Origin of the sequence: Ensifer sp. NPDC090286, assembly GCF_044769565.1 — a bacterium.
GTDB lineage: Bacteria > Pseudomonadota > Alphaproteobacteria > Rhizobiales > Rhizobiaceae > Ensifer.
The window spans coordinates 1,658,829-1,670,609 of record NZ_JBIVYF010000001.1; the positions used below are offsets into that span (position 1 = coordinate 1,658,829).

The following is an 11,781-nucleotide window of genomic DNA, read 5'->3' on the forward strand; positions in this document are numbered from 1 at the left end:
CCTAAACGTTCGCCAGCGTGTACGTGCTCGCGCTCAGAAGCGCATTGAATGCTCGGCTCGTGCTGTCGGCGTCGTCATCGTGTGCCGCTTCAGGGAAACCCTCGAGCGACGAAAACCAAGTCTCGTTCCATGGTCCGCGCAGGACCAGGACGTTGCCCGCTTCCGCCTGGGCTGAGAACGGGCTGAAACGCGTGATCTTGTCACCGGATTCGGGCGTGGCCCGGACGGTGAAGCCTGCAAGCAGCTTGGTCAGGTTGGTGACCTGCGATTTACCGGCCTGCCCGGGGTCCTGTGGCAGTGAGACATGCACGTCCTTGCCATCGGCTTCCGCCGTGTTCCTGATCAGGCGCTCGACACCGGAGGGAGACATTCGCTCTCGGCAGTGATGCGCTACGATGTATCGACCGTCGGGCAGCTTTCCGATCTTGGTACCGGCGGTCCAGTCCGGATCGTTGCCCTCTGTCTTTGGCGTCGCGCCAAGGTCCCAGCCTCGCATCCATCGCGCGCCGGCCGGGATTGCATCGACGACCTCACACCAGCCGCGGCGGAACAAGAGGCCGGCTGCAGGCCTGATCTTCCAGTTGCCGCCGAGGAGGCGCTCGCGCTCAACCGTCGGCAGGGCCATTAGGTTGGCGAGGTATCCGGGGTCGGCCGCCATGAGCGCGGCGTTGTCCGTCAGTTTCGCCGGGATGAAGGTCACCGACTTCGGCGGGATCGGCTTGCCGTCCACCGGGTTCTTGTAGTCTGCGAGCTCGTCCGGATCATCTGCCCAGATGATGGCGTCGCCGATTCGAACGAACCAACGAAGGACGCCGGCCCGCTCCGGTATCGGGAGACCGGTATCCTGGTTGATCCACCACGAAATGAACTCGGCAACCCAGCTATCTGCGTCCGGGTTGCAGGTCGCTCTGACATACGGCCTGACGCCGCACATCGAACGGTTGCGCGACAGCAAGTACCAGAACTGCTTTGCACTGAAGTGCGTGAGCTCGTCGAAGCAAATCAGCGGGATCTGCGAGCCCTGCCAGTTCGATACCGTCTTGTCGTGCTCAAGGTGGGCAAAGCTGACCGACGACCCGGCAGGGAACGTCCATGACAGGTCGGGCGCGACCTTCGGCTTTGCATTCAGGCTGGGATACAGCTTCTCGCTCTCGTCCCATAGACCGCCTTCGTTTCGGACCTGCACCAGCGTGCGCCGGAAGAAGACCGCGCCAAACTGCGGGTTGGTGACATGGCGCAGCGGCTCCATGAGGAGCGCCCACGTTTTGCCGCCGCCTGCCGAGCCGCCGTAGATGGCGATATCCGCCGGCGAGGCGAGGAATGATGTCTGCGGGCCCGGCTGTGGCCGGATGACCGTCTGGGCGCCCTGCCCTTGCTCAAACCCTGCCATTATCGGGCAACTGGAAGATCGTCACCGGGGAGACCGGCGTCGGCAGGTCCTTGCCATCCTTGCCGGTGATCTCACGCCGGTTCGTATATGCGCCGCCAACCTCTTCCGCCGCTTGCTTCAAGAGTGACGATGCCAGCACCATGTTGCCCTGGTTCTCTGCCTTGTCTGCCATGCGCTGAAGAGCGCGGAGACGAACGGCGCGATGGCTGATCGCGATCGTGGCGGTATCCTCAAGGAAGGTCTTGCGGGTCTCTTCGAACAGCATCCGCCACTTCTCTGCGAGGTTGCTGCCCGCTTTCTTCGTCGGGTCATAGCCTTCAACCGACTGGCGCGTGATCGTGGCGCCGAATTCCTTCCTGACTGCCTCGACGACAACAGACGGCGTGTCGAAGCATGAGAGGCTTTGGACGATGAAGGTTTTGACCTCGTCCTTCAGTGTACCCTTGGCCATGCTTGTGTCAGGCTCCCGTCAGGAGAATCATATGACCTACAAATCCCGAGTACCCTCTGATCCGGCGTACCTTCTCGCACTGGGACAGGCGACATACAGCTACTCATATCTTGAATGGCAGGTGATCTGGCTCGCACAGAAACTTGACCAGGGCTTCGCGATTTCATCGACAAATGAGCTTGCCGGCGGAAAGATTGCCGCCCTGTTCAAATCGACGGTGAAGTCAGCGAAAACAAAAGTCAGCGACGTCACCTATGCACGCCTACGGGATGGCTATGCGGATTTGTTTCGCCTTGTTGCGATCCGCAACGATCTTCTCCACGCCCACCCCTTTACCGCCACTGACGGTCAAAGACTAGGACGCTACAAGGATGGGAAGAACGTCGAATGGACGATCGAAGGAATTGACGACGCGTGCATGCGGTTCGACAAGCTAGCGATTGAACTTAACGACATTTTTCACAAAGCGCTGCCCTAAGCCACCCTAAGCTGGCAGGTGCCGCATGCATGCGCGATCTGCACTCGGGCGACCTCGGGTTTCTGGTTGCCTGCGTCGATCATGGCACGGACACCAGCGGCATCTGCCCCATAGCGTCTGACCACACCGACGAATTCTTCGACATCGTGACCGCGGATGACGAACACCGGGCGGCCGGTCGACTTGCTGAACTTGGGTGCGCCGAAAGCATCAACGTGCTGGGCGGCGTGGTACAGCTCATGCTCGACCAGCGCCATGAATTCGGCGTCTCCGCACCCTCGGCAGTAATCGGCGTCCAACGTGATGATGAAATCCGGGACGTCGCCGAACCACTGCTTGACCTGCATCTCGGCACGAGCGCGGGACCACTTGCCCATCGTGCCCTGGGGAGATCCTGTCTCGCACTGGCCGATGACGCGGCGGCCCTTCTTGCTGTTGCCGACAGTCGTCCAGAGGTAGCCGATGTCAGCGTGCTTCAAATGGGCGTGGTCCGGGTTGAACACTGGGGACGCCAGGTCGAGGAACGTCGCATCCACCCAGACGGGCATGTCACACGCTAGCGCGAAGGCTGGCGAAGTGATGTCGTCAAACATCGCAGAAGGAGGTTCTGGGCGCATCAATCTCACGATTATTGGCTCTGCATTACTTGCCGTTGGATTTCTCGCGACCCGCCCATGGCGCAACTCGTGATCTCTGACAGGTCACGCTTCGCCTGGCTGACGGCGCCTTTCTTCCGGCCGGCGCCTTGACGCTTGCCGCCGTGAGTCATCTTGATTTGGTTGTTATTCAAGCTCTAACGGGGTGGAAGTCCGGTGAGGTCGTTAGCCTGGCATTTCGGGATCGATTGTTTCTGTCCTGTCGCCGTTGTCTCGGATTGCTAACCTGAAACCCAGCCCCCGAAAGAAACAGAAAATTTATTCAATCGCTTGAGGATACGCGCCGGCAAAAAGGCTTCTGTTGTAAACTAGGCGAGTACATGTCCAAACTTTCAGGATTTGAAAATACGTTATTGAAGGTCAAAAATTACAAGTGCTTTGGCGATGTCGCAGCTGGTTTTGAATCTATCAGACCTATCAATGTCATTATCGGCAAGAATAACACCGGTAAATCGGCACTAGTCGATCTGTTCGACCTAGCTTCATCGCGAGGGAAGTCATTCAAAGAGCGACAACATAGGAGGGGAGCAGAGCACTTTGAGATAGTCGTCTCAACAATACTGACGGAGACACAACTCAGACGACATTTTCAAGAAAGCACCAGCGGCGGCCATCTGCCCGGAAACCACTGGCAGTATGGTAAAAGATTCCTTGATGCCAGAATTCTCAAATCACTCGATGAGCGAGGTCAAGCTTCTCTGATTGAGGGTATTACACTTGATAGTGTCAGAGACGACACCGCACGTTCTCTGAGCTCCGATCTCGCCAGCAACAGCGATTGGCCATTCGATGGTTTCACATTGATTAGGGTGGCAGCTGAGCGGGACGTTGTGCCTGAGGTCAGGAACCCTGCCCTTTCGCTGTCTCCGAATGGGAAGGGAACCACGAACACGATCCGTGGCTTCATTAACCAAGAGCAATACGACCGCGCCACCGTCGAAGTCGATTTGCTTGAGGAGCTAAACGAAATTTACTCGGGGGACAGCGAGTTTGAACGAATTTCATGCCGGGAGGACGATAACGGCCTTTGGGAGATATTTCTCGAAGAGAGCGTCAAAGGTGAAGTACGCTTGTCGCAATCTGGTAGCAGCCTGCAATCGGTATTCATCATCCTCTGTTACCTCCGTCTCCATTCCGTCTTGGCGGGGGTCAATTGGGGTAAGATCGTATTTGCTGTCGAGGAGCCCGAGAACAACTTACATCCAGCTCTATTGCGTCGCCTCTTAAACTTTCTGGCCCGGAAACGAGAGGAGCACGGCTTTATACTTGTTCTCACATCTCACTCACCAATTGGTATCGACTGGGCGTCGCGCCGCGAGGACAGCCAAATAATCCATGTCCAAAACGTCAAAGGTGTGGCATCCGCGACGTCGTCGTCTATGTATCTGGAGCAGCGAGCGATACTCGATGACCTAGATATTAGAGCATCCGACCTCCTTCAGGCGAATGGCGTTATCTGGGTAGAGGGACCATCTGATAGAATTTACATTCGGAAGTGGATAGACCTCTCCAGCGAAGGTGAGCTGAAAGAAGGCGTTCATTACTCAATGATGTTCTATGGAGGTCGATTGCTCTCCCACTTGGAAAGCTCACCTCCCGGCGACAATCGAGAACTGATCTCGATTCTTGGGCTAAACCGGAACGCAGCCATTGTGATTGACAGTGACAGACATCTCGGAAAACCCGCGGTCGGCAAGGCAAAAGCGAAAAAGCCTCGGATGGCAATAAATTCCACTAAAAAGCGCGTCAAGGACGAGGTTGAAGCGATGGGTGGGTATGTCTGGATAACTGAAGGCCGCGAGATCGAGAACTACGTCCCTAGAAGGGTATATGAACTTTTGGTCAACAAAGGACCTTTCGAGGCAGGGATTTACGACGCAATTCCCCAGCATAGCTATCTTAAACAGTTCCAAGAGAACAAGGTGGGCCTCGCACACTCGGCAGCATCTGCGTTGCAAGGTGATGACTTGCATCATCTGGACCTAAAGGAGCGTCTTGATGATCTATGCCGCCATATTCGTTCTTGGAACCGACTTTAACGTGACTGGAGCTATTAAACGGAGCCGAGCATAGCGTCCGCGTATCCCTCCGCTTCGATTTGAAGGCGACCACCCTGCGCATAGACTGCGGTCATTGGGTGGTCGCTCTTGCCCAGTCGGGGTCTATCTGCATTTTCCAGCAGCACTACCGGGCAATCTGAAATGAAAGCGCCCCCCACCGGGTGACAAACCGGCGCGGGGCTCTCTGGCGCTGTATCGTGTTTGCCGCATTATGCGGCTGGTTGGCTACGCCGCGAGGCGCCTGAGTTAGGTCAGGCGGTCGGGCTTGTTGCTTCTGCGAAGGATAGTCACGCTGGAACGCTCGCTCGGGCGCCCGGCGGCAAGCACTTGCCGCTCGATTCGGTTGGCCCTTCGTCGAACCCAAACCCGATAGGGACGTGGCGGAACGCTATCTTTGTCCATATCGACACCGGTTCCTAAGCGCAAATCACGACTATATTTTTTCTATAGCATTCTCGTGCACACGGGGGAAGTGTGTTCTTGCTGATTTTTCCTTAATTTGCCACCGTTATCGAAGCCCCAGTGGATAGACAAAGCGGTAAGCCCCTCCTTTAGAAATTCTGTATAGGCGCGCTGCAATGTTCGGTTCGGCGAAAGCTCGGAAATTGCCTTCCCCTCGCCGGCCACCTTGACCATCACGTCGTAGCCGATGCCGAGAACCCGACGAGCTTCCGCGAGATCAATGCCGGCCTGGATCTGGCTATCGGACAGCGCCGAGCGCGGGCCGCCGCCGTCGACCGGCTCGCGGCTGTAGTCGAACGATCCCGCTCCGGAAGCGCCTAGAGCTTCCCAGATGCGACGGAAGCGTTCGCCGGCCCTCTCCTGCGCTTCGTTGATCAGCTTGCGCTGCTTGAGGACGATGAGGGCGCTTTCCTTGACGTTGACCGCGGCGAGGATTTGCTTTGGGTTCCACGTCTCGCCGTCGTGCGCCGGGTTATGGAGCGGATTGTCGATCTGCTTCAACTCGACGTGCGCCTGGCGCGAGCCGATCGTAGGAAGGGAGATCGTGTTCATCTTTGCCTTGCGGCCGCGTCTTGCCATTATGCGATGATCCTGTTTCGAAGCGCGTACCCGAACAATCCAATCGTGGTCGGGCACCCTGTCGCGTTTTTCGCCCGGTTCACGTACCGGGTGATGGTGTTCTTCCGCGTCCCCATGATTTCCGCCGCCTCGGCGTATCCCTTGCCGATCGAGAGAAGGTAGATCGCCTCGCGCTGGCGCTTGTTGAGGGCCTTTGCGGTGTTCACTGGAAGCTCCTTTCGGATCGTCGCTGCTCGGCAGCCAGGTATTCTTCGCGGGTCTGTGGCTTCAGGTGAGCCAAGCCACTCGGCTTCGGAGGCGCTTTGTCGGGCGGCTTCGCCGGCTGGTCTTTCCACCGGTCGTCGGAGAGCCATTTGACAGGCGAGCACCACTGGCGATCATCGGTTTTGGCGGCGTAGGTTCGAACACCCGCCATGATCTCGTCGAGGTTGGCGCGCTTGATGGCTTGGGAAAAAGCCTTCTCCGCCGAAGGCCTGCCGGTCTTGTTGGGGTATGCATCCCAAAAATTTTCGAAATCGATTTTAGAATCGGGCGCGCTCGCGTCTTCCGAACGAAGTGAGGAAGTATCCGATCGAAGAGAGGATAGGTCAGAGGTTGTCGGTAACGCGCCCGTATCATTGCAGGTGCTATCCACATGCTCTGCACTTGCATTGCTTTTGCTTTTACCCTTGCTGAATCTGGCTTCAGCAGCTGCTCGGCGCTTCTCGATGATGTCGTCGGCCTTGGCGAGTTCGGCATCGATGCGCTTGTGTGTCCAGCCAGGCCCGAAGAGCATGGCAAGCATGTCCCTGCTCTCTTCCCATTGTTCCGGGCTGAGCTTGGCGATACGGGCGATCAAGCGCTCGTTCTCAGGCAGTGCACCGTTCTGCCAGTAGTGCATGATCAGCAGCAGATAAGCGCCGTGTTCTGTCGCAGTCAGGTGGCCAGTGTCAGCGAGGTAGTCGGCAATGTGCAGAGGCATCCAGGCGCGGTTGCTCATCGGATCACCTCGACCTCGATGCCGAAGCAAGCCTTCATCAGCTTCCGCTTCATGGTGAAATCGCGGGTCGCCACACCCTTGATGTCGACGACGCGGCGCGATCTGTCGCGGCGATCGAAGAACACGAAATCGGCACGGTAGCGCGCGACCAGAACGCCGTTGACCATCAGGTCATACTCGCGCTGGCGCTCGATGTCGGTCACCTCTCCCGCCTTCTCGCGTTGCTTCAGGACGGCATAGAAGGAAGCTTCAGCCTTGCTGTCGAAAAGGATCCCATCGAGCAACGTCCGCTTGGCACCGTACTTGTTGCCGCGTTTCGGCGTAGCAAGGGACGCCTGGTACTCCTTGGCCGACATACGTTCACCATTCATCGCGACGCCCTCCGCTCTGGCCGAGGACGTGGGCAGTGCTATCGTACCCTGCGTAGGGGACGAGCTTACGCTTCTGCGCAGCTGGTGCAGCCTGAGGCTTCCGAACGGATTCGATGTATTCAGCCTCTTTGCGCAGATACTCGCGGTTCAAGTGATCGTTGATCAGGGTATCGGCCTCATGCTCCTTGATGTCCAAGGCATCGGAGATGGCAATGGAATCAGGGCCGAAACGGGCGTAGGCGTCGAGGAAGGTCATGCTGCAACCTCGTCTCGGCAGGCTTCGTAGTCGTCGACGCGCTCGAGCCGCTTGCGGCAGGGCGCTATCCACCGTTGGCGGGTATCTTTCTCGCCTTTCAGCCAAACGATCCACGAATAGGCCGTCGCACTCGACGCCTCAGGGTCTACCTTCACCATGGCTACACGCTCGCAAAACTGAAGCACGAGCGCTGGCGGCGTATCACGGAACAACTGTTCGTATCGGCCAACGCCTTCCAGGAAGGCGGAACGGACAATGATGGCGCAGCCGATCCGGCTGGTATCCAGAGCACGTTCGACGAAGCGGTCGGCCAGAGTGAACGGCGGGTTAGTGACGGTCCAATCGACTTCCTCGAGCCGATACGGGAACAAGAAATCCTCTACCGCCCAGCCACAGCCATAATCCATGATGTCGCTGGCGTCGCCGAAGTACTCGCGAAGCGGTCGCACCATGAAGCCACGGTTGGCAGCGGGCTCGCGCACTGTCTTCGTTGAGAGGTCGTGGCCGAGAGCGGCCAAGGTTTCGCACAGAGCACGAGTGGCCCAAGGTGGTGTCGGGAAATCGTCGAGCGAACGCTTCGGTTCGGAACGCTGCTGCATGACGGCGCTGGAGGTGTTCTGGCTCACGCTGCCGCCCCTTCCTGATTTCGCCGCTCAAGCGCCTTCAGATATGCGGCCTTGATCTCTTCGAACCGATCGACGTCGTATTCCTTGGTGGCGATTTCCCCCTCGGGGCGTGGCTTCTTGGAGCCGTGGCCGTGGTCTTCGAGCCAGGTCATGGCGCTGGCGATGCGGCGATCTAGCCACTGGATCATCTCGGCGGGGTCGGTCATCGGCGCGTTCTCCAGACTTCGTCCGGGTCGATGCGCTTGACGGCCGTCGCCTTGTCGAGCTGACAAGAATCGTAGTTTGATGCGTAGTCGAAATCGGGAGCGTTGAGATGCTGTCGGACCGCAACTTTTGTGTGACTATCGCATCGGCACTCGCGCTCATCGCATTTGTTGTTCTGATGCGTTTCATGCCGGATTTCTTGGCCTGGAAGAATTGGCAGGCCTGTGGGCCAGGAAACTGCAATATTCAAAGTTGGTTGTCGGCACTGAGTGGATGGGTGGCTGCCTTTGCGGCATTTTTGACAATCCGATACCTCAGTAGACAGATCACTGAAGCAAACAGAAACCACTACGACATGGTTTCCTTGCAAGTGCACAAAGACGCGAACTTGGCCAGGATAATCATTAGCCAGAGCAAGACAGCGAGAGCCTATGCCAAGAACGTCGTAGCTGGACAGAACCCACACATGATGAGGTCCGTCGGCCTTCACTTCCTTCAGAACCTTAAGAAAATTATTGACGGCAAAGAGTTCGATGAATTTGAAGACAGAATTGGGAGTAATCTGTTTGCAGGCCTCGAGGCGACTCGAGTTTTCATCGATCAGTCTATAATTTTTGTGCGTGAGACTTTTACCGAGACGAACATCTTGCAAATGGAACCGGAATTGAAAGCCGCCCACTTCATGCAACTCGACATGCAATTGCATAATCTGGAAGTATACACTGCTGCTTGCATCAATAGCGCCGAGGAATTTCTCCGTCGCTGGAACAAGGGTGCGACTACGAACTAAACAGATGCACGCCCCACCGGCCCCCTTTACCCACATCGGCAAATTCAGCCCGAACGCCTCAAACAGGTTAAGGCTTGCCAAGACCTGATCCCAAGACCTTTCAGTGATGATAACAATGGGATCACTCCGTTGGCCGTTTCCGGCGCATCCAATGGAGGAACTTCTCAATTTGAAGCCTCCCCCATTCCCACGCTCTTATCAGAGCGCTTACGAGCAGGCGCATGGGTGCTCCTCAGTTCCTTGCGAGCGGCGCGATGTTGCGCCGCTGCAACTTCGTTTCTCAGGCACAAATCGTCATAGGCCAGCATCAGCGCCCGATAAGCTGAGCCGGCGACGTCTTTCATTCCACGGGTCTTGTACTGAAGTCGATAGAGGTAGCTTTCGGGAATGCCGGTCTCGTCCGAGATCCTGCCCCGGATGGCCTTTTCACGATCTCCGCGCCCCTTGAACTCAGCGTCCATAAGGGCGGCGTACCAACCTTTAGCCTCTATCAATGCTGAACTTGTCATCTTTGCCTCGGAAACAGGTTTTCCGGATCTGGAAACTCTTTTGCCGTACATTTCTCGGTTCCTGTGCGATCACTCGTCCTCGTTGAAGGAGACGCGTGATGCACTGCACAGGCATTACTTCCGATGGAGAGGACGGCGCCGCGCCAACGGCTGCCGGTCCCTCCAATGTCATTCCCTTTCGCGAGGCCGCCGCCGCAGCACTCGGCCTCGCCGCCGGTGACGATCCCCTGTCGTCACCGGCCATTCCCTTGGGATCTGCTGTTCAAGCCGTGGTCATGAGACTGGCAAACAAGCGGATCCGATTGAGGGTTTCCGGTCCCGACCGGGAGGACAGCCGGGACCGGAATTGATCGCGAGGGAGGAAGAGGCGCGATCAATCCAGGATGACGCGGCGACGGAGGTCGGACAGGACCGCCGTCGCGATTTCGTCGTCCGTCATGGCTTGGAAATTCTTCTGGGCCGTCTCCCGACGGAACTGCGCCTCGGCGAACCAAGCCACACCAGCCAGAAGCGGAAAGGCGAGCGCCAATGTCGCGGCGAACAAGATTTGAACGGCAATCATGCTGCTCTTCTTCTGGTGAAATTCGTACGGGGCGGCCGGCGTTCGACGTCGAGCATCACGGCGCGGTCGAACTGCTCGTCTGGAAGCGAGACTCCGGTCTCGATCTCGATCGCGTAGACCTCTGCCCTGCTCTCCTGGGTTTCGTGATGGTGTTCGATGCGGGTTTGGGAGTTCATGCGAACTCCTCGTGCTCGCGCATCGCCTTGGTGCAGGAGTGGCAATGATTTCTGCCGGAGCCGCCGCACTGCTCACCCGGATTCCGGCAATGCGGCCTCAACGGGGATGGCGCCTTCACGATGGATTGGGGTGCCCGTTCAGCCTCCGGGCCAGAGGGTTCAAGGTTGACGGGGCCTCCTTCGAGACCTGCGCGCTCTGCGCTGCGATCTACATCTTCGCCTCCTTCATTGGCGCCGGCAGCTTCCACCGCAGCGCTGGGGGATTCTGTTTCGCCGTGAGTGGCAGTGGCGATCTCGGTGTGCTTGGTGACGATGTTGGCGCCGCCGTCAGCGCGGGGCGCGTCGTCGAGGATTTCGCCGGTCGTCGGATCAAAGCGCTCTTCGCGCTCGATCAGGATGTCTACGGCGGTGAGCAATGCCGCCCTGCCCGCGTTCGTCTGCATGGCGGTCGCGACCGTAGCGACGAGCTTCGGGCTCGGTTCGGCCTCCGGCTCGTCGAACAGATCGTGCTGGATCATGCCGAGCGCCTGGAGATACGTGTCGAGGATGGCTTCCTGTTCGGCGCGCTCGTCGGCGTCCTGCTTTCGGATCGAGATGACCTTGCGCAGGATTTTGGCATCGAAGCCGGAGGATTTCGCCTCGCCGTAAACATCCTTGATGTCGTCGGCGATGGTCTGCTTTTCTGCGTCGAGGCGTTCAATGCGTTCGATGAAGGCGCGGAGCTGGTCACGCGCGACGATGTGAGCTTCAGACATGGTCGGTCCTCAGGCTGGGAAGCCGTAATCGGCTGCAATTTGTGGGTCGTACTCGCCGTCACGCTGGGCAGGAGCCGATGCGGCAGCCCTCGCGAGAAACGCGGCGTTGTCAGCCGGGCGACCCGCAAGGATTTCGGCACGCACTTGCTTGCCGGCGAAATGAAAATCGGCGGGGTGGCCTTTCCAAGCGTTCGCTATGGTGGCGCACCGCTCGCGCTCGTCGTGGATCGCCTTGGCGATCTCCTCGATGGAGGCCTTGCGGAGACCAGCGGTACCACCGCAGGATTCGACGCAGTTGCACAGCAGGTTATCGAGCGCCTCTTCCGCCGCCTTCATGATGTCTTCGGGAATCTGGGTCTCGGCGCTCATTGGGCGGCCTCCGCCTTCACAGCGAAGACAAAGTCGTTTGCGGTCACCTTGCCGCTCGTGGCCCTCGATATCCGGGCGATGATTTCCGGCTTGGGGATCCGACCAGCA

The 11,781-nt window shown here is 58.1% G+C and carries 18 protein-coding genes and 1 pseudogene; 4 read left to right on the forward strand and 15 right to left on the reverse strand.

What is annotated here, in order from left to right; all coding sequences use genetic code 11:
- Position 1: 1 nt before the first annotated feature.
- Entirely contained in the window at positions 2-1,390 is a 1,389-nt protein-coding gene (gene terL / locus ACIQUG_RS08315) for a phage terminase large subunit (RefSeq protein WP_402319572.1), read from the reverse strand.
- A complete protein-coding gene (locus tag ACIQUG_RS08320; protein ID WP_402319575.1) occupies positions 1,377-1,841 on the reverse strand; it encodes a DUF2280 domain-containing protein in 465 nt (154 codons plus the stop codon). Before ACIQUG_RS08320 ends, terL begins: the two co-directional genes overlap by 14 nt.
- A 31-nt stretch (positions 1,842-1,872) precedes the next feature.
- Here ACIQUG_RS08320 and ACIQUG_RS08325 point away from each other — a divergent pair, with 31 nt between their 5' ends.
- Complete coding sequence (locus ACIQUG_RS08325; RefSeq protein ID WP_402319578.1) at positions 1,873-2,319, forward strand: hypothetical protein; 447 nt, start codon at positions 1,873-1,875, stop codon at positions 2,317-2,319.
- Here ACIQUG_RS08325 and ACIQUG_RS08330 read toward each other — a convergent pair.
- Positions 2,316-2,936 carry a putative metallopeptidase gene (locus ACIQUG_RS08330; RefSeq protein WP_402319581.1) on the reverse strand — a complete coding sequence of 207 codons (621 nt, stop codon included), beginning with the start codon at positions 2,934-2,936 and terminating at the stop codon, positions 2,316-2,318. The two genes, ACIQUG_RS08325 and ACIQUG_RS08330, sit on opposite strands and share 4 nt — an antisense overlap.
- Positions 2,937-3,295: 359 nt before the next feature.
- On the opposite strand from ACIQUG_RS08330, the gene ACIQUG_RS08335 reads away from it, so the two are divergent.
- Positions 3,296-5,014 carry an ATP-dependent nuclease gene (locus ACIQUG_RS08335; RefSeq protein ID WP_402319583.1) on the forward strand — a complete coding sequence of 573 codons (1,719 nt, stop codon included), beginning with the start codon at positions 3,296-3,298 and terminating at the stop codon, positions 5,012-5,014.
- 465 nt (positions 5,015-5,479) lie between these two features.
- Here ACIQUG_RS08335 and ACIQUG_RS08340 read toward each other — a convergent pair whose 3' ends face one another.
- From ACIQUG_RS08340 to ACIQUG_RS08370, 7 genes are read right to left on the reverse strand one after another with little or no spacing between them, the layout of a single operon-like run.
- The gene (locus ACIQUG_RS08340; protein ID WP_402319585.1) at positions 5,480-6,076 is read right to left on the reverse strand and encodes a hypothetical protein; all 597 of its coding nucleotides are present in this window, start codon (positions 6,074-6,076) and stop codon (positions 5,480-5,482) included.
- The gene (locus tag ACIQUG_RS08345; RefSeq protein ID WP_402319588.1) at positions 6,076-6,282 is read right to left on the reverse strand and encodes a helix-turn-helix transcriptional regulator; all 207 of its coding nucleotides are present in this window, start codon (positions 6,280-6,282) and stop codon (positions 6,076-6,078) included. Before ACIQUG_RS08345 ends, ACIQUG_RS08340 begins: the two co-directional genes overlap by 1 nt.
- Positions 6,279-7,055 carry a YdaU family protein gene (locus ACIQUG_RS08350; RefSeq protein WP_402319591.1) on the reverse strand — a complete coding sequence of 259 codons (777 nt, stop codon included), beginning with the start codon at positions 7,053-7,055 and terminating at the stop codon, positions 6,279-6,281. Before ACIQUG_RS08350 ends, ACIQUG_RS08345 begins: the two co-directional genes overlap by 4 nt.
- Positions 7,052-7,426 carry a DUF1064 domain-containing protein gene (locus tag ACIQUG_RS08355; RefSeq protein WP_402319594.1) on the reverse strand — a complete coding sequence of 125 codons (375 nt, stop codon included), beginning with the start codon at positions 7,424-7,426 and terminating at the stop codon, positions 7,052-7,054. The genes ACIQUG_RS08350 and ACIQUG_RS08355 overlap by 4 nt, the downstream gene beginning before the upstream one ends.
- Positions 7,416-7,682 (reverse strand): hypothetical protein, encoded by a 267-nt coding sequence (locus tag ACIQUG_RS08360; protein ID WP_402319597.1) that lies wholly within the window; start codon positions 7,680-7,682, stop codon positions 7,416-7,418. The genes ACIQUG_RS08355 and ACIQUG_RS08360 overlap by 11 nt, the downstream gene beginning before the upstream one ends.
- Positions 7,679-8,308: a methyltransferase gene (locus ACIQUG_RS08365; RefSeq protein ID WP_402319599.1), complete on the reverse strand. Its 630-nt coding sequence runs from the start codon at positions 8,306-8,308 to the stop codon at positions 7,679-7,681. The genes ACIQUG_RS08360 and ACIQUG_RS08365 overlap by 4 nt, the downstream gene beginning before the upstream one ends.
- Positions 8,305-8,514, reverse strand: coding sequence for a hypothetical protein (locus ACIQUG_RS08370; RefSeq protein WP_402319601.1), 210 nt, complete (start codon positions 8,512-8,514; stop codon positions 8,305-8,307). The genes ACIQUG_RS08365 and ACIQUG_RS08370 overlap by 4 nt, the downstream gene beginning before the upstream one ends.
- A gap of 107 nt (positions 8,515-8,621) precedes the next feature.
- Here ACIQUG_RS08370 and ACIQUG_RS08375 point away from each other — a divergent pair, with 107 nt between their 5' ends.
- Complete coding sequence (locus tag ACIQUG_RS08375; protein WP_402319604.1) at positions 8,622-9,302, forward strand: hypothetical protein; 681 nt, start codon at positions 8,622-8,624, stop codon at positions 9,300-9,302.
- Positions 9,303-9,466: 164 nt separating this feature from the next.
- Here ACIQUG_RS08375 and ACIQUG_RS08380 read toward each other — a convergent pair whose 3' ends face one another.
- On the reverse strand, positions 9,467-9,862 hold the full coding sequence (locus ACIQUG_RS08380) for a hypothetical protein (RefSeq protein WP_402319607.1): 396 nt from the start codon (positions 9,860-9,862) through the stop codon (positions 9,467-9,469).
- A gap of 47 nt (positions 9,863-9,909) precedes the next feature.
- On the opposite strand from ACIQUG_RS08380, the gene ACIQUG_RS08385 reads away from it, so the two are divergent.
- Positions 9,910-10,161 carry a hypothetical protein gene (locus tag ACIQUG_RS08385; protein WP_402319610.1) on the forward strand — a complete coding sequence of 84 codons (252 nt, stop codon included), beginning with the start codon at positions 9,910-9,912 and terminating at the stop codon, positions 10,159-10,161.
- A 23-nt stretch (positions 10,162-10,184) separates the two neighbouring features.
- On the opposite strand, the gene ACIQUG_RS08390 is transcribed toward ACIQUG_RS08385, so the two are convergent.
- The 4 genes and pseudogenes from ACIQUG_RS08390 to ACIQUG_RS08405 form a co-directional block, all read right to left on the reverse strand.
- Positions 10,185-10,373, reverse strand: a complete 189-nt coding sequence (locus ACIQUG_RS08390; RefSeq protein ID WP_402319613.1) for a hypothetical protein — start codon at positions 10,371-10,373, stop codon at positions 10,185-10,187.
- Positions 10,370-10,549, reverse strand: a complete 180-nt coding sequence (locus tag ACIQUG_RS08395) for a hypothetical protein (RefSeq protein WP_402319616.1) — start codon at positions 10,547-10,549, stop codon at positions 10,370-10,372. Before ACIQUG_RS08395 ends, ACIQUG_RS08390 begins: the two co-directional genes overlap by 4 nt.
- 512 nt (positions 10,550-11,061) lie before the next feature.
- Positions 11,062-11,304: pseudogene (locus ACIQUG_RS08400) on the reverse strand (DUF2312 domain-containing protein); the annotation flags it as partial.
- Positions 11,305-11,313: 9 nt separating this feature from the next.
- On the reverse strand, positions 11,314-11,673 hold the full coding sequence (locus tag ACIQUG_RS08405) for a hypothetical protein (protein ID WP_402319619.1): 360 nt from the start codon (positions 11,671-11,673) through the stop codon (positions 11,314-11,316).
- Positions 11,674-11,781: the final 108 nt, after the last annotated feature.